At 63.0% G+C, this 21,265-nt stretch carries 24 protein-coding genes and 1 pseudogene; 17 read left to right on the plus strand and 8 right to left on the minus strand.

Annotation, left to right across the window (positions count from 1 at the left end; translation table 11 throughout):
- Positions 1-81: 81 nt before the first annotated feature.
- The 3 genes from AC02Y0_RS11380 (at position 82) to AC02Y0_RS11390 (ending at position 1,983) form a co-directional block, all read left to right on the plus strand.
- Complete coding sequence (locus tag AC02Y0_RS11380) at positions 82-780, plus strand: phosphatidylserine decarboxylase (RefSeq protein ID WP_476378986.1); 699 nt, start codon at positions 82-84, stop codon at positions 778-780.
- 11 nt (positions 781-791) lie between these two features.
- A complete protein-coding gene (locus AC02Y0_RS11385; RefSeq protein ID WP_476378988.1) occupies positions 792-1,652 on the plus strand; it encodes a CDP-alcohol phosphatidyltransferase family protein in 861 nt (286 codons plus the stop codon).
- A gap of 193 nt (positions 1,653-1,845) precedes the next feature.
- Positions 1,846-1,983 (plus strand): hypothetical protein, encoded by a 138-nt coding sequence (locus AC02Y0_RS11390; protein ID WP_166601271.1) that lies wholly within the window; start codon positions 1,846-1,848, stop codon positions 1,981-1,983.
- A gap of 13 nt (positions 1,984-1,996) precedes the next feature.
- Here AC02Y0_RS11390 and AC02Y0_RS11395 read toward each other — a convergent pair whose 3' ends face one another.
- Entirely contained in the window at positions 1,997-2,761 is a 765-nt protein-coding gene (locus AC02Y0_RS11395; RefSeq protein ID WP_102021448.1) for an SOS response-associated peptidase, read from the minus strand.
- Positions 2,761-2,895, minus strand: a complete 135-nt coding sequence (locus AC02Y0_RS11400; protein WP_476378991.1) for a hypothetical protein — start codon at positions 2,893-2,895, stop codon at positions 2,761-2,763. Before AC02Y0_RS11400 ends, AC02Y0_RS11395 begins: the two co-directional genes overlap by 1 nt.
- Between AC02Y0_RS11400 and AC02Y0_RS11405 the strand changes: the two genes are divergently transcribed.
- From AC02Y0_RS11405 to AC02Y0_RS11445, 9 genes are all read left to right on the plus strand, one after another.
- A complete protein-coding gene (locus tag AC02Y0_RS11405) occupies positions 2,894-3,319 on the plus strand; it encodes an NUDIX hydrolase (RefSeq protein ID WP_476378992.1) in 426 nt (141 codons plus the stop codon). The two genes, AC02Y0_RS11400 and AC02Y0_RS11405, sit on opposite strands and share 2 nt — an antisense overlap.
- Complete coding sequence (locus AC02Y0_RS11410; protein ID WP_476378993.1) at positions 3,316-3,744, plus strand: TIGR02301 family protein; 429 nt, start codon at positions 3,316-3,318, stop codon at positions 3,742-3,744. The genes AC02Y0_RS11405 and AC02Y0_RS11410 overlap by 4 nt, the downstream gene beginning before the upstream one ends.
- A gap of 93 nt (positions 3,745-3,837) precedes the next feature.
- On the plus strand, positions 3,838-4,095 hold the full coding sequence (locus tag AC02Y0_RS11415) for a hypothetical protein (RefSeq protein ID WP_102021450.1): 258 nt from the start codon (positions 3,838-3,840) through the stop codon (positions 4,093-4,095).
- Positions 4,096-4,113: 18 nt separating this feature from the next.
- Entirely contained in the window at positions 4,114-4,854 is a 741-nt protein-coding gene (locus tag AC02Y0_RS11420) for a hypothetical protein (RefSeq protein ID WP_476378995.1), read from the plus strand.
- A gap of 95 nt (positions 4,855-4,949) precedes the next feature.
- Complete coding sequence (gene ygfZ, locus AC02Y0_RS11425) at positions 4,950-5,783, plus strand: CAF17-like 4Fe-4S cluster assembly/insertion protein YgfZ (protein WP_476378997.1); 834 nt, start codon at positions 4,950-4,952, stop codon at positions 5,781-5,783.
- A gap of 1 nt (position 5,784) precedes the next feature.
- Entirely contained in the window at positions 5,785-6,414 is a 630-nt protein-coding gene (locus AC02Y0_RS11430) for an HD domain-containing protein (protein WP_476378999.1), read from the plus strand.
- Entirely contained in the window at positions 6,411-6,947 is a 537-nt protein-coding gene (locus AC02Y0_RS11435) for a tyrosine phosphatase family protein (RefSeq protein WP_476379001.1), read from the plus strand. The genes AC02Y0_RS11430 and AC02Y0_RS11435 overlap by 4 nt, the downstream gene beginning before the upstream one ends.
- On the plus strand, positions 6,944-7,912 hold the full coding sequence (locus tag AC02Y0_RS11440) for an NUDIX hydrolase (RefSeq protein ID WP_476379003.1): 969 nt from the start codon (positions 6,944-6,946) through the stop codon (positions 7,910-7,912). The genes AC02Y0_RS11435 and AC02Y0_RS11440 overlap by 4 nt, the downstream gene beginning before the upstream one ends.
- A 58-nt stretch (positions 7,913-7,970) precedes the next feature.
- On the plus strand, positions 7,971-8,861 hold the full coding sequence (locus AC02Y0_RS11445) for a mechanosensitive ion channel family protein (RefSeq protein WP_476379005.1): 891 nt from the start codon (positions 7,971-7,973) through the stop codon (positions 8,859-8,861).
- 58 nt (positions 8,862-8,919) lie between these two features.
- Here AC02Y0_RS11445 and AC02Y0_RS11450 read toward each other — a convergent pair whose 3' ends face one another.
- The 4 genes from AC02Y0_RS11450 to nadA all read right to left on the minus strand — a co-directional run bounded on the left by AC02Y0_RS11450 (position 8,920) and on the right by nadA (position 13,020).
- Entirely contained in the window at positions 8,920-9,171 is a 252-nt protein-coding gene (locus AC02Y0_RS11450; protein WP_476379007.1) for a hypothetical protein, read from the minus strand.
- 240 nt (positions 9,172-9,411) lie between these two features.
- On the minus strand, positions 9,412-10,317 hold the full coding sequence (gene nadC / locus AC02Y0_RS11455; RefSeq protein ID WP_476379009.1) for a carboxylating nicotinate-nucleotide diphosphorylase: 906 nt from the start codon (positions 10,315-10,317) through the stop codon (positions 9,412-9,414).
- Positions 10,318-10,330: 13 nt separating this feature from the next.
- Positions 10,331-11,923 carry an L-aspartate oxidase gene (locus tag AC02Y0_RS11460; protein ID WP_476379011.1) on the minus strand — a complete coding sequence of 531 codons (1,593 nt, stop codon included), beginning with the start codon at positions 11,921-11,923 and terminating at the stop codon, positions 10,331-10,333.
- 26 nt (positions 11,924-11,949) lie between these two features.
- On the minus strand, positions 11,950-13,020 hold the full coding sequence (gene nadA / locus AC02Y0_RS11465; protein ID WP_476379012.1) for a quinolinate synthase NadA: 1,071 nt from the start codon (positions 13,018-13,020) through the stop codon (positions 11,950-11,952).
- Positions 13,021-13,272: 252 nt separating this feature from the next.
- On the opposite strand from nadA, the gene AC02Y0_RS11470 reads away from it, so the two are divergent.
- The 5 genes and pseudogenes from AC02Y0_RS11470 to AC02Y0_RS11490 all read left to right on the plus strand — a co-directional run.
- The gene (locus tag AC02Y0_RS11470; RefSeq protein WP_476379014.1) at positions 13,273-16,065 is read left to right on the plus strand and encodes a DUF2339 domain-containing protein; all 2,793 of its coding nucleotides are present in this window, start codon (positions 13,273-13,275) and stop codon (positions 16,063-16,065) included.
- Positions 16,066-16,131: 66 nt separating this feature from the next.
- Positions 16,132-16,785: an HD domain-containing protein gene (locus AC02Y0_RS11475; RefSeq protein WP_476379016.1), complete on the plus strand. Its 654-nt coding sequence runs from the start codon at positions 16,132-16,134 to the stop codon at positions 16,783-16,785.
- A gap of 9 nt (positions 16,786-16,794) precedes the next feature.
- On the plus strand, positions 16,795-17,640 hold the full coding sequence (locus AC02Y0_RS11480; protein WP_476379018.1) for an MOSC domain-containing protein: 846 nt from the start codon (positions 16,795-16,797) through the stop codon (positions 17,638-17,640).
- Between the two features lie 280 nt (positions 17,641-17,920).
- On the plus strand, positions 17,921-19,141 hold the full coding sequence (locus tag AC02Y0_RS11485) for an MFS transporter (protein ID WP_476379020.1): 1,221 nt from the start codon (positions 17,921-17,923) through the stop codon (positions 19,139-19,141).
- A gap of 400 nt (positions 19,142-19,541) precedes the next feature.
- Positions 19,542-19,721, plus strand: a pseudogene (locus AC02Y0_RS11490) (hypothetical protein); the annotation flags it as partial.
- Between the two features lie 2 nt (positions 19,722-19,723).
- Here AC02Y0_RS11490 and recO read toward each other — a convergent pair.
- Positions 19,724-20,497, minus strand: a complete 774-nt coding sequence (gene recO / locus AC02Y0_RS11495; protein WP_476379022.1) for a DNA repair protein RecO — start codon at positions 20,495-20,497, stop codon at positions 19,724-19,726.
- Between the two features lie 53 nt (positions 20,498-20,550).
- Positions 20,551-21,186: a TetR/AcrR family transcriptional regulator gene (locus AC02Y0_RS11500; RefSeq protein WP_476379024.1), complete on the minus strand. Its 636-nt coding sequence runs from the start codon at positions 21,184-21,186 to the stop codon at positions 20,551-20,553.
- Between the last annotated feature and the right edge of the window lie 79 nt (positions 21,187-21,265).

The following is a 21,265-nucleotide window of genomic DNA, read 5'->3' on the forward strand; positions in this document are numbered from 1 at the left end:
GCTTGATTTGACCGTCGGCATTGCCCAAGTGCGGCTTTCAGAGTAGTCACGGGCGACACAATTCAGAGACTGAGGACCCAAATGGACCTGTTCGAAACCATCCGCAAGACGATCGTGCCCGTGCACAAGGAAGGCTATCCCTTCGTCGCGGCCTTCTTCGTCGCATCGCTGGTGCTCGGCTGGATCTGGGATCCGCTGTTCTGGGCCGGCATGGTTCTGACCCTGTGGTGCGCTTACTTCTTCCGCGACCCCGAGCGCGTCACACCGCAGGACGACGACCTGGTCATCAGCCCGGCTGATGGACGCGTATCCTCTGTGCAGATGTCGGTGCCGCCGGAAGAGCTCAATCTCGGTCGCGAGCCGATGCTGCGCATCACCGTCTTCATGAACGTCTTCAACTGCCATGTGAACCGCGCGCCTGTGCGCGGCCGGATCACGACCATCGTCTACAAGGAAGGTCAGTTCCTCAATGCGGAACTCGACAAGGCCAGCATCGACAACGAGCGCAACGGCTTGGTCATCGAAAGCAAGCATGGCCAGATCGGCGTCGTCCAGATTGCGGGCCTCGTCGCACGCCGGATCATCTGCTGGTCCAATCCGAACGACCCGCTGGATGCTGGTGAGCGTTTCGGCCTGATCCGCTTCGGTTCGCGCCTCGACGTTTTCTTGCCGGCCGGTTTCGAGCCGCGCGTCTCGCTGGGACAGACCGCCATTGCGGGTGAAACCGTGCTGGCGGAATTTGGCTCGCCCAAGGGGCCGACGATCAGCCGCCGCAGCTAAGGACAGCTCCGATGGAAGAACCGAACCCGATCACAGAGACCCGCCCCGCATCCGGCACCGATTCCGGTGCGCGCGGGCCGCGGCTTCGTGAAATCCCGCTTCGGCTGATCGTTCCGAACCTCATTACCGTTCTCGCCATCTGCGCTGGCCTGACCGGGGTACGCCTCGCCTTCGAGAACCGCTACGAGCTTGCGGTGGCGATGGTGCTGGCCGCCGCCTTCCTCGATGGCATCGACGGGCGTGTGGCCCGCATGATGAAGGCGACCTCGAAATTCGGCGCGCAGATGGATTCGCTCGCCGATATCATCAATTTCGGCGTCGCCCCTGCCCTCGTCCTCTACGTCTTCGTGCTCGACCAGGCCCGGTCGCTGGGCTGGATCGCTGCGCTGATCTACGCGATTGCCGCAGGTCTTCGTCTCGCCCGTTTCAACGTCATGGACGAGCGCGAGACCAAGGCGCCCTGGCAGTCGGAGTTCTTCGTCGGCGTGCCGGCGCCTGCGGGTGCAGCTCTCGTGCTGCTTCCGGTTTATCTCGGCTTCCTCGGCGTGGCACCGGTCGGTGCCTTTGCCTATGCGAGCACGGCCTACACGATCATCATCGCCTATCTGCTAGTCAGCCGCCTGCCGGTCTGGTCGGGCAAATCCGAGACGAGCCACATCCGCCGCGATCTGGTGCTGCCGATGATTCTTGGCGTCGTGCTTTATGTCGCGCTGTTGATGAGCTTTACCTGGGAAGTGCTAGTTGTGACCGTGCTTCTCTATCTCTGCTCCCTGCCCTTCGGTGCCCGAAACTGGCATCGCCGCTACGGCACGCTGACGATCGGCGAAGAATCAGCGGAAAAGGGACTTTCGGAGATAGACCGGGGCGTTTGACCCCGTTTTTTGTTCAAAACTGCACAATTTGAGCCCCGCCAAGCCTGAAAACTTGTGCGGGACTCTCCTTATCTACTCTTTTTCTTCAAATTTGATTTGTGTCACAGCCTCGGTCACGCTTTTGTCATGATCTCCGCAGAGAGAGCCGCGAACAAAAAACACCGGTCAGGAAACACTCCCGAGGAACATGACGATGACGACGCAGAACGACGCCGAGCAGCAGAAGCCGGCAAACGAGAATCTGGCCTTGAATTACCGTCCGCTCGGCCTGAAGGCTGTGCTGGCCGCAGCCCTGATGCTCAAGCGCAAGCCGGCACCGAAGGTCGCCTGAGCGAGGTCTCGCTCTAGAACAAGTTCATCTGCCCGTCGTCGGATTTGTCCGCGGCGGGCTTTTGCTTTTTGGGTGCCGGGATCACAGGCGTCTGGAGCTCGGCGCCGACATTGGCGACCTTGTTGACAAGGTCCGAGACCGGGATCGCCTCGAAGTAATCCTCATCTGCCGGGCGCATGAGATCGACGATGTCGCGCGGCTCGCCATTGCGGCAATCGAGCCAGCGGGCGAAATTCTGCGGCTCGATCACCACCGGCATCCGGTCATGAATCTCGCCGATCGTGCGATTGGCCCCGACGGTCAGTATGCAGCCTGTGTCGAGCTCCGATCCGTCCTTCGACATGTAGGTTTCCATCAGGCCGCCAAAGCAGACGATGCCGCCCTTCTTCGGGCGGATCCAGTAGGCCTGCAACGGCTCGCCGCTCTCCTTCGAGGGCCTGTGCCACTCGTAGAAGCCGGAGGCTGGCACCAGGACCCGGCGGTGGCGCATGGCGGCCCGGAACGAGGCCTTCTCGATGGCCGTCTCGGAGCGCGCGTTGAGCAGCAGCGTGAACTCCTTGGGGTCCTTGACCCAGGACGGGATAAGCCCCCAGCGCACGAGAACCGCCACGCGGTCCGGACGATTGGACCCTGGATCCAGTGGCGGTGCTGCGACCGCAACCAGAATGGGCTGCGTCGGCGCGATGTTGTAGCGCGGCGGAAAGCCCTCAAGCTCCATCACGCCGAGGATCTCGCGCACTTCTTCCGGGCTGGCTGTCAGGGCAAAACGTCCACACATCACTCGTAGATGGCAGTCCGCCTGCCATGGGTCAAGGTGACGCCCTGCTTGCAGGGGACCCCAAAGCCCGCGATAATCGCCGCACGCTGCTTCGCCGAAGCGGTGCCGTCTTCGACCGGAGTTCGTCTTTTCATGAGCATGCCCCGCCTCGCCTCTTCTGCCATCGTCGAACGAGCCGGGCGCTATCTTCTCGTGCGCCGCGGCAATCCGCCGGCTGCCGACCTCTATGCCTTTCCCGGCGGTCGGGCCGAGCCTGGCGAAACGCCCGCGGAGACGGCACTCAGGGAACTCCTGGAAGAGACCGGGCTCACCGGACGCAATCCGCGGCTGTTCGAGACCGTGGAACTGCTGCCCGAAGCCGGGGTCAGCGGCAGTCACTATATGCTGTCCGTTTTCCAGGTGGATGCCGATGATGCTGAACCCGTCGAGGCTCAAAGCGATGCGCTGGAGGCGAAGTGGTTCCTGCCGGAGGAAATCCTCGATCTTCCGACGCCTGAAAGCGTGCGCGCCTGCGTGCTGCGTCTGGCGCCCAGCCTCAGCGCCCGAGGTGCCGCATGAGCCGTCCGACCACACTGATCCGCGCCTGCCTGCTCGTGCTCTTTGCCGCTTTCGCCGGAGAAGCCGTTGCTCAGGATGGCACCGTGGTTGCTGTTCCGCCCCCTGCGGACACGGAGAAGCCGACACCTTATGACGACCGCCTCGCCCGGCTTTCGGAAATCATTGGCGCGGTCCACTATCTGCGCAATCTCTGCGAGGCGGATGGCGAACCGGAATGGCGCCAATCGCTGCAGGATCTTCTCGACGCGGAAACGAGGACCGAGCCGAAGCGGCGGGCGCGACTGACCGCCGCCTACAACCGCGGCTACCGCTCGTTTGCGTCTGTCTATACCTCTTGCACACCGGCTGCAGTTCGTGCAGAGCAGAATTACCGTAACGAAGGCGCAACACTTGCCACAGAAATTACCGCGCGCTTCGGAAATTAACGATTAATTCACCTCTTTTGGTGGGCCCCCGTGTCGTTTTGGCAAAAGGCTGATAGGGTCGTTAAGGACTGAGTAAGTGCTTCGAGGAATGCCATGGAACCGCGCCGCAACGAAATCGACGACATGATCGTGCACGAAAAGATGCAGGCTGCGCTGGAATACCAGAACGAAGCCTGGGCTGACGGCATGGCCGATGGAATCGAGCCCGAGATCATTGCGGACGCAGCGTTCGCACTGGCCATGCGCGAGACGATCCGTATCCACGGCGAACACGGCGCCGAGGCTATCCTCGACGCGCTCAAGACCCGGCTGCTCGCCGGCGAATTCTCGCCCGAGCGGCAGCTTCAGTAACAGCAATCGAGGGACAGAATGATGATCTCGCCGCGGGTCAGGCTCTTTCGCTTGACGAGCGCGCTGACGCTCATGCTCGCCTGCGCATTCGCGGCCCTGCCCGCCCATGCGCTGTCCGACATCAAGGACATCACACCCCCTTCAGCCGATACCCCATCTGACACTGCCGAGCCCTTGCCGAACGAGGAGCAGGATGTGATCGAGGATTCGATCCCGGTCATTCCCGATCCGGATCCGCTGATCAAGCGCGACGAACCGCAAGAGCCGGAGAGTGTCGAGCCGACGACACCGCCGGCGGAAGTCATCTACGATATCGAAAAGGCCCCGGAGCCGGTGCGGCGCATGCGCCAGTTGATCATCGATGCGGCGACGACAGGCGATATTTCCAAGCTCAAGCCGCTGATGAACCCCGGCCCCGATCAGACCGCCGTTCCGCTGCAGGATCCCGAACAGGATCCGATCGAGGCGCTCAAGGCTATTTCCGGCGACAGTGAGGGCGTGGAAATCCTCGCTATCCTGCTCGACATCTTCTCGACCGGTTTCGTCCAGCTCGACAAGGGCACGCCGGAGGAGGCCTATGTCTGGCCCTATTTCACCGGCAAGTCGCTCGGCCTGCTCACGCCGAAGGAAAAAGTAGAGCTGCTGCGCATCGTCACCGCCGGCGACGTGGCGGAAATGCAGGAATACGGCAACTACAATTTCTTCCGTGTCGGCATCACACCCGACGGTCGCTGGAAGTTCCTGACCGTCGGCGACTGAACGCGTGTTGAAACTGTGGGCTGTGATGCGGACTGCTTGTCGTCTAGACTGGCAGCGCCTAACTCTCTCGGCAAAGCAACAGCCCGGTGATCCCCATGCCTTCAGCCTTCCTGCCCGATCGCGCCTTTGTCAAAATTGCGGGTGCGGATGCCGAGCACTTTCTGCAGAACCTCATCACCACGGATCTTGGCGCGCTTGCGGAAAACGAGCTGCGTCCGGGCGCATTGCTGACGCCGCAGGGCAAAATCCTCTTCGACTTCCTGATTTCACGGAATGGGGACGGTTTCCTGATCGATATCCCCGCCGATCAGAGGGACGCCTTCATTCGGCGCATGACGATGTACAAGCTGCGCTCGCCGGTGACGATTGAGGCCTTGCCTGAGACAGGCGCGACGGTCACCTGGGGTGAAGCGGCTGATGGCGTCGCCGATTACCGATTCGCGCTGGCTGGTACCGAGCTTCGACGCCAAGCCGGTCGCGCAGGCGATCCTTCCGACCGCGAAGGATACGACGCGCTGCGCATCCTCCACGGCGTGCCCGAATCGGGCGCCGACTACGCGCTGCAGGATGCCTTTCCGCATGACGTTCTGTTCGACAAGTCGGGCGGCGTCTCCTTCCGCAAGGGCTGCTATGTCGGCCAGGAAGTCGTATCGCGCATGCAGCACCGTTCGACCGCCCGTCGACGCGTGGTCATCCTATCAGCTGAAGCTTCTCTCCCCGCCACCGGCACCGAGATCACCATCGGCGGCAAGTCGATCGGCGCCCTCGGCACCGTTGCCGGCGAAAGGGCGCTTGCGATCGTCAGGATCGACAAGGCCGGCGAAGCGATGACAGCGGGCGAGCCTATCCTGGCCGGCAACGTGCCCGTGACGGTTACCCTCCCGAGCTGGAGCGGGCTTACATTCCCGGCTGCGGCCGAGGACGCCTGACATGGGATCGGCCGCCTCTCTCTCCGCCCGTGCCTGGCAGCGCATGCTCTCCGGCCGCCGGCTCGATCTGCTCGATCCCTCGCCGCTCGATGTCGAGATCACCGACATCGCCCACGGCCTTGCCCGGGTCGCCCGCTGGAACGGGCAGACCTCCGGCGATCATGCCTTTTCGGTCGCCCAGCACAGCCTGATCGTCGAGGACATCTTTCGCCGCTGCAATCCCAAGGCGACGACGGACGATCTGATGGTGGCTCTGCTGCATGACGCGCCGGAATATGTGATCGGCGACATGATCTCGCCGTTCAAGGCCGTGGTCGGTGGCGGCTACAAGGTGGTGGAAAAGCGGCTTGAGGCGGCGATCCATCTGCGCTTCGGGCTGCCCGCCCATCCGAAGGCGGGACTGAAAGATCTGATCAAGAAGGCCGACATGATTGCTGCCTATTTCGAGGCGACGGTTCTTGCCGGCTTTGCGGAGGCCGAGGCGCGGAAATTCTTCGGCCAGCCAAAGGGCTTTACCCGCGACACGATCCTGATCGAGCCGTTGCCCGCCTATCAGGCGCAGGCAAAGTTCCTCGAGCGATTCGAAGAGATCGAAGCTGACAGGCAATCGACGACCTGGGCACCGGCATGAGCCTGATCGTCGTCTCGCCGCTCGCCCGCATTGCTGAAATGGCCGTCCGCCACAAGGCGCGCGAGATGATCAGCCTGCTTGCCGCCAACCAGGATTTTCACCGCCCGGCCGTCATCCAGGCGGAGCGGCACCTCAAGCTTGCCATGAATGACATCAGCTTTGCGGGCACCGGCGATCTGATTGCGCCGCAGGAGAAGCATGTCGCCGAGATCATCGAATTCGCCAAGGCCTGGGACCAGGCCTCGCCGCTCGTCGTGCATTGCTGGATGGGGGTCTCACGCTCGCCGGCGGCGGCGATGATCGCGAGCCTTGCGGTAGCACCCGACGACGACGATGACGCGTTGGCAAGGCGGCTGCGAGACGCTTCGCCCTTCGCCACGCCGAACATGCGACTGGTCGAGATCGGTGACGAGATGCTTCAGCGCGGCGGACGGTTCACGAAGGCTGTCAAGGCGCTGGGACGCGGTGCGGATGCGGACGGCAACACCCCCTTCACCCTGCCGCTGCCCTTGCGGGAGCCGGCCAGTCCATGACGTCACCGGCGGAGATCGAGATCGGCCTCAATGCCGCGATCGTCGCGATCAGCGCCCGCACGCCCCGCCTGCTCGTTGTGGATGATGATGCCGACGCGCTCGATGCCCTGCCCTTCGGCCCCTTCGATCCGAACCGGCACCGGACCATGGAAATGTCGCTCCGGCACACTGTCGAGACCCAGACAGCGCTGGAACTCGGCTATATCGAACAGCTCTATACCTTCGGCGACCGCGGTCGCCACAAGATGCCCGGCGACCAGGGTCCGCATGTCGTCTCGGTCGGCTATCTCGCGCTGACAAGGCTCGACAGCGATCGCGATGCCCGGCTGGAGCTATCCCGTGCCCGCTGGCGCGACTGGTATGGCTATCTGCCCTGGGAGGACTGGCGCCAGGGGCGGCCGGCGCTTCTCGACGGTGCGATCCTGCCGGCGCTCAGCGTCTGGGCGGACGAGGCGCCAATACCCGCATCGACATCGCGCCGCTCGCGGCTGAAACTCGCCTTCGGGCTCGACGACTTCCCCTTCGACGAAGAGCGCGTGCTGGAGCGCTACGAGCTTCTCTATGAAGCCGGGCTTGTCGAAGAGGCCGTCCAGGATGGGCGCATCGAACGATGCCGGACGACAGTGGCGCTCGGCCGCCCGATGCGACACGACCACCGGCGGATCGCGGCCACCGCACTTGCGCGGCTGCGCAGCAAGATCAAGTATCGCCCTGTCATCTTCGAGCTGATGCCGCCGGAATTCACGCTGACCGACCTGCAAGGCACGGTCGAGGCGATCGCCGGCCGGCATGTGCACAAGCAGAATTTTCGCCGTCTTGTCGAGGGTGCCGAACTCGTGGAACCCACTGGCTCGACCGAACCCGCGACGGGTGGGCGTCCCGCCGCCCTCTTCCGCTTCCGCCGTCAGGTTCTCGAAGAACGCCCGGCTCCCGGTCTCAAGGTCGGCGGCCGCACCAGCGGTTGACCTCGCGGCGCCCTGCCCCATCTAGCCCTTGACATCAACGGCCAAGGAGCATGACGGCATGGAGTTCGAAGCGAATGAGGCAATCCTCGCGACACAGGCGGCATTGGCACAGGCAAGCCAGCTCGCCGTTCAGTATTCCTTCTCGATCGTCGGGGCTTTGCTTCTTCTCTTCATCGGCTGGTGGCTGGCAGCCCTGCTCAGCCGCTGGACCCATGCCGGGCTCAGCCAGATTCGCGGCATAGACGAGACCCTCTCCCGCTTTTTCTCGACGGTCGTGCGCTACGGTGCGCTCATTCTGGTGTTCGTCACCGTGCTCGGCCAGTTCGGTGTCCAGACCGCCTCGATCATCGCGGCGCTGGGTGCTGCGGGCCTTGCCATCGGTCTGGCGCTCCAGGGCACGCTGCAGAACATTGCCGCCGGCATCATGCTTCTGGTGCTGCGGCCGTTCCGGGTTGGCGAGTATATCGATACCGGCAATATCTCAGGGACAATCGTCGAGATCGGGCTTTTTGCCACCGAGCTCAAGACACCTGACGGCCTCTATCGGCTGGCACCCAACTCGACGCTGTGGAACGTGCCGATCACCAATTTCAGCCGGCTGCCGACACGTCGTTTCGAGCTGAAGGTGGGGATCGGCTACGAGGACGACATCGATCTGGCCGAGAAGATCATGCGCGACCATGCGGAGGCCGACTCGCGTGTCCTGAAAGACCCCGCCATCTCCACCCATGTCGATCAGCTTGGGGACAGCGCGGTTGTGATCACCCTCTGGTACTGGACGGCGGCCTCGAACTTCTGGCCGACCTCACGCGAGATGATCAAGAAGGTGAAGAAGTCCTTCGACGAGAACGGAATTTCCATCCCGTTCCCGCAGGTGACCTATCACGGCACGCCGCAAATGGTCGCCCTGCCGGAGCGCTTCGTCGACGCTCGGTCGAAGGAGGCCTGAGCAAAGGCCGCCGCCACGACCAGGGCTCAGGGTCACGGTTTCCAAGCCTGCAGGGGGATCAGGTCTCGCCCTGCAGTTTTTCCGTATTTTCGAGATGTCTGTCGATGATGCGCTGCATCTCGGCCAAAACTTCGAGCACGCAGACGGTATCGTCTTCGGTCATGCCGGAACTTGCCTGTTGCTCCTGCATAGATTTCGGCAGGTCGGCGGCACGCAGTTCAACCGTAGTAGAAGACATCTCCTCCGAAGCATTGTTTCGGAATGTCGCGGCGCCGACAGCGCTATCAGGCCTCAGGATTGTCGTCGTCATACTAGCCCCACACGTTACAAACGTCGTTTCGTCTGCATCCCCGCCTGCAATACAATTTGCATGCATGATCGAGCGCTAGGAGATTCTGTTCCAAGGGTCAAAAACGAGGAATCACAGGTGAGAACTAGCGAAGCATTTGCTGATATATCAGCAAGATGTTGTCCTATATGGCTTTTTTAGAACACACAGGAATGCGGCACCTGCTGCAGCGCAAAAATACACGCAAAGTTTGTCGTGGATTTACGAGACCACGATATCCAGGCCGATATCGAGCGTCGGCGCGGCCATCGTGATCTTCGAGGTCGAGATGTAATCGACGCCCGTTTCGGCAATCGCGCGGATCGTCTGGATGTTGACGTTGCCTGAAGCTTCCAGGACGGTGCGGCGCACATCCGACGGATAGGCTTCGACGGTCAAGCCGTGATGCTCCCGGTTGATCGTCACCGCTTCGCGCAGCAGATCCGGTCCCATATTGTCGAGCAGGATGACATCAGGGCGGGCGGTGAGCGCCTCGCGCATCTGGTCGAGGCCGTCGACCTCCACCTCGATCTTCACGAGATGGCCGGCATAGGCCCGCGCCATATCGATCGCAAAGGCAACACCGCCTGATACTGCGATGTGGTTGTCCTTGATGAGGATCGCGTCATCGAGGCCGAAGCGATGATTGGAGCCGCTGCCGAGCCGCACGGCGTATTTCTCGACCGCCCTCAGGCCCGGAAGCGTCTTGCGGGTGCAGGTGACGCGCGCCTTCGTGTGAGCGATCTCGGTGGCGAAACGGGCGGTGTAGCTGGCGACGCCCGAGAGATGCATCAGGAAGTTCAGGGCCACCCGCTCTGCCGACAGAACCGAGCGGGCATTGCCGGACACGCGGGCGATGGCCTGCCCGGGCACCAACGTATCGCCATCCGCAACCAGGGCCTCAAATCGAACGGAGGCATCGATCAGGCGGAAGGCTGCTTCGGCAAGCGGCAGACCGGCCACCACGCCCTGTTCACGGCTGTTCAGCGCAGCGGCCGCCGTCTTTTCCGGGCCGATCGTGGCATAGGTGGTGATGTCGCCCGCGCGGCCGAGATCTTCCAGCAAGGCATTGCGGACGAGATCCTCGATCATCAGCGGGGAGATTTGCGGGCGAAGGCTCGTGGTCATCGGCGTTTCCTCCTCAGCCGGCCAGTTCGGCGGCGATGCGGTTTGCATCCTTGAGCGTCAGATAGGTGCGGTGGCGTAGCGCTTCCTGCGGGGCCGGGTGATCGGCGCGCATGTGTGCGCCGCGACTTTCCGTGCGCAGATAGGCGCCGACGGCAATCAGCTTGGCGGTCGCGACGATGTTGGAGAAGCGCACGCGGGGACGCTTGCGCTCCAGCCCGACCAGTTCGCGGATGAGAAGCTTTACGCCCGCCTCGTCGCGGATGACGCCGGCATGGGCGCTCATCAATCCCCTGAGCGTCGAGAGTTCAGGACTGTCCTCGATCGTCACCAGATCGTCGTTTTCGCCCGCCGTCTTCGCCCATTCATAGAGTGCCGATTCCGGCAGCATGCCCTTGATCGAATCGGCGATGCGACCGGCGAAAACCACGGCTTCGAGAAGCGAGTTGGAAGCCAGACGGTTTGCGCCATGCACGCCGCTGGACGTCACTTCGCCGGCGGCCCAGAGGCCGTCGAGCGAGGTGCGGCCATCGGCATCCACGAGCACGCCGCCCATGTGGTAGTGCACCGCCGGCACGACCGGGATGGCTTGTGTCGCGGGATCGATACCCGCCGCGATGCAGGAGGCGTAGACGGTCGGAAAACGCTTGGCGAAAGCCTTGCCGATCGCCTTGGTGCAATCAAGGAATGCGCCGCGACCGGCTGACACTTCGGCGAAGACACCGCGCGCGACGATGTCACGGGGGGCAAGTTCGGCGTCTGCATGCAGGTCGGTCATGAAGCGATGGCCGGCACGGTTGACGAGCACGGCACCGTCGCCGCGCAGGGCCTCGGTCGCGAGTGGCGCCGGGTCCTGGCCGATATCGATGGCCGTCGGATGGAACTGGACGAATTCCGGATCTGCAATCATGGCACCGGCCTTGGCGGCCATGCCGACACCGGTCCCGCGCGCCTCGGTCGGATTGGTCGTCACCTGGTAGAGATGGCCAACGCCTCCTGAGCAGAGCACGACAGCGCGGGCGGGAAAGGCGACGCGGGTCTTCGACTGGCCGGCATCGGGCCTTGCAATGACACCGGAGACGAAGCGGCCCTCGGCGATCAGTTCCTCGACGACATAACCTTCCATCACTCGGATCGACGGCGTGCGGCGGACAGCAGAGATCAGCGCCTCCATGATCGCGCCGCCGGCCCTATCACCCGCCACACGCACGATGCGCCGCTCGGAATGGGCGGCCTCGCGCGACAGCAGAAGATGCCCTTCGAGATCGCGGTCGAAGGGCACGCCATAGCCGAGCAGGTCATGCACGCGGTCTGGCCCTTCCGAGATCATCAGCCGCGCCATCTTCTCCTCGACCAGTCCGGCACCGGCAACAACCGTGTCGGCCAGATGCTTGTCGAAGCTGTCACCGGGGCTCATGGCGGCGGCAATGCCGCCTTGGGCCCAGGCCGAAGACGCGCCCTGCCCGATCGGGGCGGCGGCCAGCACCGTGACGGGGCGTGGTGCCAGCTTCAGCGCGCAGAAGAGGCCGGCCAGGCCGCCACCGACGATGACGATATCGTCGATGCCCTGCCAGGATTGCGGCCGCATGGATTCAAGATTGGTTGGCATTCAGCCCTCCCCGGCCGGCCGGTATTTCAGTTCTTCAGATTGATCATCCGCTCGACGGCCAGCCGTGCGCGGCCGGCAATCGTGGGATCAACCGTCACTTCCTCGGTCATGAAGAGCAGGCTGTCGAGGATCTTCGGAAGGGTGATGCGCTTCATGTGCGGACAGAGGTTACAGGGTTTAACGAAGTCAACCTCGGGCACTTCGACCTGAATATTGGAGGCCATCGAGCATTCGGTGACCAGCAGAACGCGGGCCGGGCGCCTGGTCTTGACGTAGTCGATCATGCCCTTGGTCGAGCCGGCAAAGTCGGAGACCGCAAGCACGCTCGGATGGCATTCCGGATGGGCGACGATCTCGATGCGCGGATCGGCGCGCTTGTATTCCAGGAGTTCGTCGGCCGTGAAGCGCTCATGCACCTCGCAATGACCCTTCCAGGTGAGGATCTTCTTCGTCGTCTGGTTGGCGACGTTCATTGCCAGATATTCGTCGGGGATGCAGAGCACAGTATCGCTGTCGAAGCTGTTCACCACGTCGACGGCGTTTGCCGAGGTGCAGCAGATATCGGTCTCGGCCTTCACATCGGCGGAGGTATTCACATAGGTGACGACGGGCACGCCGGGATAGCGCTCGCGCAGCAGGCGAACGTCGGCGCCGGTGATCGATTCTGACAGCGAGCAGCCGGCGCGGCCGTCGGGGATCAGCACCGTCTTTTGCGGATTGAGCAACTTCGAGGTCTCGGCCATGAAATGCACGCCGCACTGGACGATGATCTCGGCATCGACGCTGACAGCGTCGCGGGCGAGCTGCAGCGAATCGCCCTTAATGTCGGCGACGCAGTGGAAGATCTCCGGCGTCTGGTAGTTGTGTGCCAGAATGACGGCGCCGCGCTCTTTCTTCAGCCGGTTAATGGCATGGATGTAAGGCGCAAAGACCGGCCATTCGATCGCCGGGATGAAATCGCGGACACGCGCGTAGAGGTGCTCGGTCTCCTTGGCGACAGCGGGCGTATAGGTCAGATCAGGGCGTTCCCAGACGCCGAAACGCTCGGCTGCGGTGCGGATCGCGGGGCGGGTTTGCGGCAGGTGCTGCGCTTCCATGGCCATCTCCTCCATTAATTATGCTCAAATCGAGCATAATAAGCGCCAAAGAAAACCGGCGATCGCCGGTAGTCCGGATTTAAGAAGTTTCGCCCGCGATTGCAAGAGGTCGCTGCCGCACGCACGGTGGTCCTCCTGTTGCCGCCTTGGCAACCAGCTACCGGCCCGTTGGAACACTGCGTGACGCGCAACGCTTTTCCTTCCCGAGAAAACCGTTAGTTTGTGACCTCGTTTCGCAAGCTGCGAGGAAGCATGTTCGAATTGTTGCCGCTGATTCTGGTCGGCGTTCTCTTCATCATCAACCGAGGATCCACCAAGCGGATCGACCGGCTGGAAAAGGAACTCGGCGAAGTCCGCGAGCGGTTGCTGCGGTTGGGCGGAGCTGACATCGAACCGGGCGTTGCCGCGATTTCGACGCGGGCTCCTGCGCCCGAAACTGCGACGAGCGCCGCAGAGATCGAAGACAGCCTTGATGGCGAAGAGCCGCCGCTGGAAGCGATGCCGCCGCGGGGCCAGCCGCAACCTGCCTTGGTCGAGGACGAACCGGAGTTCGAGCCTCTGCCTGCGGCTGCACGCGCGCAGACTGCGGCATCCGCACCGGCACCGGCACCAGCCGAAAGCCTCGAAAACCTGCTCGGCGCACGCTGGGCGGTCTGGGCCGGCGGCCTGGCGCTCGCGCTCGGTGGCGTCTTCCTCGTGCGCTACTCGATCGAAAGCGGACTGCTCGGCCCCGGCGTACGGCTCACACTTGCCGCTCTTTTCGGTCTCGCCCTCATCGCCGTGGGCGAACTCATCCGCCGCAAGGCCTTGCCAAAGGCAGAGGCTCTGTATGCCAATGCCATGGTCCCTGGCATTCTAACGGCAGCCGGCGCGGTCTCCCTGTTCGGCGCGATCTATGCGGCTCATGGGATCTATGAATTTTTCGGCCCTACGCTAGCTTTCATCCTGCTGGCGCTCACCGCCTTCGGCGTGCTCGGCCTTTCGCTCATGCACGGCCAGGCGCTGGCGGGGCTTGGGCTTGCGGGCTCGATGCTGACGCCGCTCCTCATCTCGACCACGGCGCCAAACCTCTGGACGCTGTTCATCTACCTGACCGTCGCGCAGGTCGCGACATCCGTCGCATCGCGCTTCAAGGGCTGGCTGATCGTGCCATCGATCGCTCAGGCCCTGCTGGGGATCTGGGCGCTGGTAGCGCTGATCGACACATCTGAAATCACGCCGATTGCGCTGTCGCTGATCGCCATGATCGCGGCCTGGATGCAGATCTGGCCCGGCACCGCAGGCAAGGATCCGGCGGAGCCGGACACGCCGCTGTCGTTCGAAGCACTCGGGCGGCGGATGTCGTCAGGTACCGTCGGTCTCGACATCACATTGTCGCTCGCGGTTCTTCTGCCGGCGATCATGATGCTCGAACGGGACATCACGGATGTCTTCCCGCTCTTCGGCTTTGCCGCGCTGATCGCCGCGCTTGCTGCAGCGGGCAGCGCTCGTCACGGCGCTTTCTGGCCGACAGTCATTGCCGCAGCAGGAGCCTTGCTCGCGGGCGTGGTCGAAACTGGCATGGTGGGTCAGGCGCAGGCCATGTTACTTGGCTGGGATCTGGTCAAGACCAGCCTGCCGGCACTTGATGTGACCACGATGTATGTGCTGCTCGGTCTCGCCGCGGTTTTCCTGTTCATCGGCCTTGCCCAGATCCGCCGTCGCTTTGCCGAGGATCCGTTGTTCTCGACGGTCTGGGCGGTGATTGCGGCGGCTCTACCTGTCCTGCTAGCCGCGATCAGCTTCATTTTCTACGGCATCTACGCGCGGGATTGGCTGCATGGGCTCTTCGCCATTGGCCTTGGTGCGGTGCTGCTCGGGGCTTGTGAATTCCTCTTCCGCAGAGGCGCCTTCCCCGTCTTCCGGCGTGGCATCGATATCCTTCTGACAGGCAGTTTCGCCGCCTTCGCGCTCGCCTTACACACCCTAACAGACGGCCTGGTGACCACCATCCTGCTGGCGCTTCTCGGCTTTGCCTATCTGATGGCGACGCGAAAGCGGCGCTGGAGTGGATTGCCTTGGATGATGGTCATCGGGCTTGCCGGCGTGCTCTTCCGCATCGCCTGGGATCCGACGCTGGTCGGTCCGGATGCCTTGTCGCGCACACCCATCCTCAACCAGCTGCTGCCCGGCTACGGCATCCCGGCGCTGCTGGCGCTTCTCTCCGCCTATGAAATGCGCAACTGGCCCGGCCGCCGGGTTCAAAATGCGCTGCAGGGGCTGGCCAGCCTTCTCGGCCTTCTCGCCATCGCCATCCTGGTGCGCCACGCGATGAATGGCGGCGTGCTTGATTCGTCGACGCCGACACTCGGGGAGCAGTCGATCTACACGCTGCTGGTCGTCGGGCTCTCCGGCATCCTGATGACGCTTGATCTCAAATCGCCGAGCCCCGTCTTCCGCTATGGCTCGATGGTGGCAGGCGGGATCGCCATCGCCCAGACGGTCAGCCTGCATCTCGGCGCGCTTAACCCCTATTTCACCGGCGAGAACACCGGCAGCTGGCCGCTGATCAACCTGCTCTTGATCGGCTATCTGCTGCCCGGCCTCGCCTATGCGGGCCTCGCCTTTTATGCCCGTGACAAGCGGCCCCTGCCCTATGTCGTGCTGCTGGCACTTACCGGTGCGGTGCTCGGCTTCGCCTGGGTGACGCTTTCTGTCCGGCGCTTCTGGCAGGGCGAGTTCATTGCCTATTGGAAGGGTTTCGAGCAGGCGGAAACCTACAGCTACTCGGTCGCCTGGCTTGCGATCGGCGTCGGGCTGCTCGTGCTCGGCTCGCGCTTCGATGCCAGAAGCCTGCGCATCGCGTCGGCGGTCATCGTGATGCTGACCGTCGCCAAGGTCTTCCTGATCGACATGGCCAATCTCGAAGGCGTGCTCAGGGCGCTCTCCTTCATCGGCCTCGGCTTCGTTCTGATCGGCATCGGGCTCTTCTACCAGAAGATCCTGAGCGGCAGGTCCGCCAGACCACCAGCCGTGGACGAGGACGAGGCGCCGACGGGGATCTGATCAAGGGCGGTTGAACAGTGGGCGCTCGCAAGGCTAGATGCGCCCAGCCGAAACGGGGACTGACACTTGACCGCCCTTCTAACCGCCGCCGATTTTGCCCCCCACGAGGCGCTTGCCGCCGATCTCCTCGAGCACGCAACCGAGGGAGATGATGGCTCGCATGACCTCGCCCATATCCACCGCGTCTTCAAGAATGCGCTGAAGATCCAGGCCGGCGAAGGGGGCGATCCTCAAATCCTCGCGGCGGCCGTGCTGCTGCATGACTGCGTCGCCGTCGAGAAGAGCTCGCCGCTCCGGTCCCAGGCCTCGCGGCTTGCGGCAGAAAAGGCCAGCGGCATTCTTGCCGGGCTCGGCTGGTCTGAGGCGAAGATCGCAGCGGTCGCGCATGCGATCCTGACCCACAGCTTTTCCGCCAATATCCCGCCGGAAACGCTGGAAGCGAAGATGCTGCAGGATGCCGACCGGCTGGATGCGATCGGCATGGTCGGTGTGGCGCGCTGCTTCTATATCGCCGGCCGCATGGGCTCCGGGCTCTATCACCCGGGTGATCCAGATGCGGAGAATCGTCCGCTCGACGACCGGTCTTATGCCATCGATCATTTCCCGGCCAAGCTGCTCAAACTTTCCGACGGTTTCCAGACCGAGACGGGTGCCAAGCTCGCAAAAGAACGGCACGAGCGGCTCAGCCTTTTCCTCTCCCTTTTTCGCGACGAAATCTGAAGGTGCGGCATGCAGATCACTGACCTCTTCATCTATCCATTCAAGAGCGCCCGCGGAATTGCCCTTCCCCAGGCGCGGATCGATGCGATGGGCCTTGGCGGTGACCGGCGGATGATGCTGGTCGATCCCTCCGGCCACTTCATCACCCAGCGGGAATTGCCGGATCTTGCCCGCCTCACCGCCCTTCCGGCAGCGGCTTATCTCACACTGCGGCTGGATGACGGGCGCGAGATGATGGTCGCGCCACCGCAGCCGGACAATCGCATGGATGTCGCGATCTGGCGCTCGATCGTCAGCGCCGCCGTCGCCCATGACAGCATCAACGACAAGCTCTCGGACTGGTTTGGACGACCCGTCAAACTCGTCTTCATCGATGGCGACAGCCGCCGCAACGCGAACGCGGAATGGGCGGGCGAGAATTCGCCCATGGGCTTTGCGGACGGTTACCAGATCCTGGTGACGACCACGGGATCCTTGCGCGCCCTGAACGAAGACATGGCGCGGCATGGCGAAGGTGAAGTTGGTATGGATCGCTTCCGGCCCAACATCGTGCTCGACTGCGACGAGCCCTGGGCCGAGGACGCCTGGACGGGGCTGGAGATTGGCGGCATCCACTTCGATTTCGTCAAACCCTGCCCGCGCTGCATCATGACAAGCCAAGACCAGCAGACCGGATCGCGCGAGGGCGCCAATCCCATGCCGGCCATGGGGCGGCTCCGGATGTCCGCAGACCGGCGCGTGCCGGGGGTGCTGTTCGGGTGGAATGCGGTACCGCTTGGCGAGGGGCTGGTGCGGGTCGGGGATGCGGTGACGGTGCTCGGCAGCCGCGAGGGTTGGCCGATCAAGCAGCGGTGAGGTTGCTGGGACTTACGGCTTAGAACGGTGGTTGCGGCTTTTGCCCCTCACCCTACCCTCTCCCCGCAGGCGGGGAGAGGGGGAGCGCGACGCTTGCGGAGTGGCCTTCTCCCCGCCTGCGGGGAGAAGGTGCCCGAAGGGCGGATGAGGGGCTTTGATGGCAGACGGCCGCGGATCGCCACCTAACATCCATCAAATCCCCTGATGGCCAGTTCATCAAAAGGCGTTTCTGCTCATCGATCGACTGCACTATTGTGTGATCGACAGAGGAGAATCCCCCATGACGACCACCAGCCGTCCTGCCATGCCCTGGCTCATCATTCTCGCGGGATCGCTGATTGCGGTGATGACCTTCGGGCCGCGCTCGGCCATGGGCTTCTTCCAGCTGCCGATGCTCGCGGATCGCGGGTGGGATCGGTCGACCTTTGGGCTCGCCATGGCCTTCCAGAACCTGTTCTGGGGTATCAGCCAGCCGTTTTTCGGCGCGCTTGCCGACAAATACGGGACCGGCCGCGTGCTCGTCATGTCCGGCGTGCTGTACGCGGCGGGCCTGGTGATGATGGCCCATGCAGCAGCGCCGATCTGGCTGCATATTGGCGGCGGCGTGCTGGTTGGCACCGCCATCGGGGCCGGCTCGTTCAGCGTCATTCTCTCGGCCTTTGCCCGCAATGTGACGCCTGAGCAGCGGTCGATGGCGTTTGGCATCGGCACGGCTGCGGGTTCGGCCGGCATGTTCCTGTTTGCGCCGCTCAGCCAGGGTTTCATCTCGGCCTTCGGCTGGTCGGACAGTCTCGTCATCATTGCCGTGATGATGCTGGTCGTGCCGCTCTTGGCCTTCCCGCTGCGCGGAAATGCGCAGTCCGGCAGCCAGTCGGGCAACCAGTACAAGCAGACGGTGGCGGAAGCGCTGAAGGAGGCGTTTGCTCACAAGAGCTACCTCCTGCTCACCACCGGCTTCTTCGTCTGCGGCTTCCAGGTCGCCTTCATCACCGCGCATTTCCCGGCCTATCTCGGCGATATCGGCATTGAAGCAAGCTATGCGGTCATTGCCATGGCGCTGATCGGCTTCTTCAACATCATCGGCTCACTCGCCGCCGGTTGGATCGGGCAGCGCTACTCGAAGCCCTATTTCCTCGCGTTGATCTATATCGGTCGCTCGATCACGGTGACGCTCTTCCTGCTTCTGCCGCAGACGCCGGCCTCCGTCGTCGTCTTTGCTGCCGTGATGGGCCTCTTGTGGCTTTCTACCGTACCGCCGACCAATGGGCTTGTGGCCATCATGTTCGGCACGCGCCACCTCGGTCTGCTGGGCGGCCTGGTGTTTCTGTCGCACCAGATCGGCTCTTTCCTCGGCGTGTGGATGGGCGGCTACCTCTATGACCTGTTCGGAACCTATGACCAGGTCTGGTGGCTGGGTGTAGCGCTTGGGATCTTCGCGGCTGTGGTGCATTGGCCGATCAGCGAAAAATCGGTCGAGCGACCAGAAATCGCAGTGGCGTAATTTTGCCCAAAGTAAGATCATATTTCGGCATTCGCCCTATGCCGGATCAAAATTCCTGTGTTTTCAGCTCACAGCGACTGTCACAGAAAATTATTTTATTTTTCCCGGACTGACCGTTGACGGATTCCGAGCCAGCACCTACCTTGTGCGAGCTGGTTCGGACACTGACGACGAACCTTGAACGGCCTCACCTTTTGAGGCCGCAGCCAAAGAAGGAGGTCAGCGAAATGCAAGTTGTGTTTCTTGATGCCATCCGATCCTGGCAGACGACCCCGCGCTTCGTGATGGTGAAACGCCATTCCGAATGCACCTGTCGAATGTGACGCTGCGCAAGCACTGATTTCATTTCATCGACATCTTAGACAACGCCGTGCCGCGCGCATGGGCGGGGAATATCGTTATGAAGAAGCAAGTTATCGAATATGCCGGGATCCCGGTTGGCATCACCATCCCCGATGGCGACAGGGTCAAGTTCATCGCCGTCAAATATCCGGTCATCGACCTCGACGGCGGTAGCTATCGCAATATCAGCGAGCTGCAGGCCGCCATTCACGATCACATGGCGAAATCTGCGCCCGAGGATCAGGCCGTGTTTCTGGGGGCGGCCAATTCGCCGGGCGCTTCCAGCGAGCGCAAGGTCTTCAACGCCGCCTGACAGAAGCCCTCCCGTGCCGCGCCGGGTTCCAGCCCCCGCGGCACGTAGACGTGCCGATCCAGGAAATAGGCCGTGAGCCGGAAGGCTGCCGCCAGGGTCTCCGGATCGGCCGCGCGGTTCGTGCCGGGGGTGAGGAAATCCGGCAAGGCCAGCATCTTGTCTGCCCAGGGCTCACCTGCCTCGCGACTGACCGCCCTGCCCGACTTCGGCGAGACGTAAGCGAGATCGTGGCGCGTGCCCGTCGCCGCACACTCCTCCAGATCCAGACCAAATCCCAGATCGTTCAGCAGCGCCAGTTCGAAGCGGACGAAGAGTTCGCCTGCTGTCGCCGGGTCTTCCAGATGGTCGAGAATCACATCCAGCGCCTGGAAGAGATGCGGATGGGGATCACGTTCGGGGAGAAGGCGCAGCAGCGAGGCCAGCGCCTGGACGCCGTAGACGGCGGTCGCCGTTTCCATCAGCCGGCCGGCGCGCAGCATTACTGGTTCTACCCTGTATTCACCGAGATGTTCGTCGAGACGGGCGCGCCAAGTGACTTCGAGGCGATTGCCGGGCTGCAGGACGGGCTGCATGGTGCGCGAGCGGCCTGAGCGCACCATGCCGAGATGGCGTCCACGGCTGCGCGTCATCATCTCGGCGATGACGCTTGTTTCGCCATGCCGCCGCACCCCGAGAAGGATCGCCTCATCTGTCCATTGCATGATCCGGTTTTACCGCAGAGCCCCCGGGAGAGCGAGGGATTTCGGCACGCGGATCAGATTTCGGTCAAATAGCGCTGCACCCAGCCGCGCCAATGGGCAATCGCCTCGGCCTTGCCGGGATAGCGTTTCTCTTCATGCAGTTGCACCAGCGACTTCATCGCCTGAAGCAGGACGACTGCCATGACCTGCGCCTGTTCCTCGGCGATTGCCGGACGCCAGACCGAGAGGATTTCGGCGATCCGCCGACGCAAGCCTTCGCGCAGCAGGCCGGGGCGCACGCCCGGCTGCTCCCAGCGCGCATCGAGAAGGCTGAGTGCGAGGCTCCGTTCGGTCGCATGGGCGACCAGGACATCGAGCAGCCGGTCACCGAGCTGCATGGCATCCAATCCCGAGGCATCCGCCTTGATGCGGTCCAATGCTGCCTCGACATGCTCGGCATAACGGGCGATCAAGGCGTCGGCGAGGAGATCCTTGTTGGGGAAGAACTGGTAGAGTGAGCCGATCGGTGCGCCGGCGCGAGCGGCGATCTCGGTCATGGTCGCGGCCTTATAGCCCTGCTCGGCAAAAACGGCGGCACCGGCGTCGAGAAGCTTTGCCACGCGAGCAATGCCGCGCTTGCGCTTCGGCTCCTTGGCGGTCGGCGCTGGAGCCGGCTGGGATGCTGCCGAACTTGACTTTTGCGAGGTCATTCTCATAAAACTCGATTGTGAGGTGCGCCTCATTTATTTGATGAAATCACGCTTTCGTCCAGAACTTTCCCGGAAACGG

The organism is Allorhizobium sp. nf9_anc (genome assembly GCF_056323085.1).

What these genes read in the sequence shown, in the direction of transcription:
- AC02Y0_RS11450 (WP_476379007.1), bottom strand. Translation starts at nt 9,171, where the DNA reads ATGACGACGACAATCCTGAGGCCTGATAGCGCTGTCGGCGCCGCGACA.
- AC02Y0_RS11460 (WP_476379011.1), bottom strand. Translation starts at nt 11,923, where the DNA reads ATGCCAACCAATCTTGAATCCATGCGGCCGCAATCCTGGCAGGGCATC.
- AC02Y0_RS11395 (WP_102021448.1), bottom strand. Translation starts at nt 2,761, where the DNA reads ATGTGTGGACGTTTTGCCCTGACAGCCAGCCCGGAAGAAGTGCGCGAG.
- AC02Y0_RS11480 (WP_476379018.1), top strand. Translation starts at nt 16,795, where the DNA reads ATGCAGATCACTGACCTCTTCATCTATCCATTCAAGAGCGCCCGCGGA.
- AC02Y0_RS11430 (WP_476378999.1), top strand. Translation starts at nt 5,785, where the DNA reads ATGGGATCGGCCGCCTCTCTCTCCGCCCGTGCCTGGCAGCGCATGCTC.
- AC02Y0_RS11485 (WP_476379020.1), top strand. Translation starts at nt 17,921, where the DNA reads ATGACGACCACCAGCCGTCCTGCCATGCCCTGGCTCATCATTCTCGCG.
- AC02Y0_RS11445 (WP_476379005.1), top strand. Translation starts at nt 7,971, where the DNA reads ATGGAGTTCGAAGCGAATGAGGCAATCCTCGCGACACAGGCGGCATTG.
- nadC (WP_476379009.1), bottom strand. Translation starts at nt 10,317, where the DNA reads ATGACCACGAGCCTTCGCCCGCAAATCTCCCCGCTGATGATCGAGGAT.
- AC02Y0_RS11420 (WP_476378995.1), top strand. Translation starts at nt 4,114, where the DNA reads ATGATGATCTCGCCGCGGGTCAGGCTCTTTCGCTTGACGAGCGCGCTG.
- AC02Y0_RS11380 (WP_476378986.1), top strand. Translation starts at nt 82, where the DNA reads ATGGACCTGTTCGAAACCATCCGCAAGACGATCGTGCCCGTGCACAAG.
- recO (WP_476379022.1), bottom strand. Translation starts at nt 20,497, where the DNA reads ATGCAATGGACAGATGAGGCGATCCTTCTCGGGGTGCGGCGGCATGGC.
- AC02Y0_RS11410 (WP_476378993.1), top strand. Translation starts at nt 3,316, where the DNA reads ATGAGCCGTCCGACCACACTGATCCGCGCCTGCCTGCTCGTGCTCTTT.
- ygfZ (WP_476378997.1), top strand. Translation starts at nt 4,950, where the DNA reads ATGCCTTCAGCCTTCCTGCCCGATCGCGCCTTTGTCAAAATTGCGGGT.
- AC02Y0_RS11435 (WP_476379001.1), top strand. Translation starts at nt 6,411, where the DNA reads ATGAGCCTGATCGTCGTCTCGCCGCTCGCCCGCATTGCTGAAATGGCC.
- AC02Y0_RS11405 (WP_476378992.1), top strand. Translation starts at nt 2,894, where the DNA reads ATGAGCATGCCCCGCCTCGCCTCTTCTGCCATCGTCGAACGAGCCGGG.
- AC02Y0_RS11415 (WP_102021450.1), top strand. Translation starts at nt 3,838, where the DNA reads ATGGAACCGCGCCGCAACGAAATCGACGACATGATCGTGCACGAAAAG.
- AC02Y0_RS11385 (WP_476378988.1), top strand. Translation starts at nt 792, where the DNA reads ATGGAAGAACCGAACCCGATCACAGAGACCCGCCCCGCATCCGGCACC.
- AC02Y0_RS11500 (WP_476379024.1), bottom strand. Translation starts at nt 21,186, where the DNA reads ATGACCTCGCAAAAGTCAAGTTCGGCAGCATCCCAGCCGGCTCCAGCG.
- AC02Y0_RS11390 (WP_166601271.1), top strand. Translation starts at nt 1,846, where the DNA reads ATGACGACGCAGAACGACGCCGAGCAGCAGAAGCCGGCAAACGAGAAT.
- AC02Y0_RS11400 (WP_476378991.1), bottom strand. Translation starts at nt 2,895, where the DNA reads ATGAAAAGACGAACTCCGGTCGAAGACGGCACCGCTTCGGCGAAGCAG.
- AC02Y0_RS11440 (WP_476379003.1), top strand. Translation starts at nt 6,944, where the DNA reads ATGACGTCACCGGCGGAGATCGAGATCGGCCTCAATGCCGCGATCGTC.
- nadA (WP_476379012.1), bottom strand. Translation starts at nt 13,020, where the DNA reads ATGGAAGCGCAGCACCTGCCGCAAACCCGCCCCGCGATCCGCACCGCA.
- AC02Y0_RS11470 (WP_476379014.1), top strand. Translation starts at nt 13,273, where the DNA reads ATGTTCGAATTGTTGCCGCTGATTCTGGTCGGCGTTCTCTTCATCATC.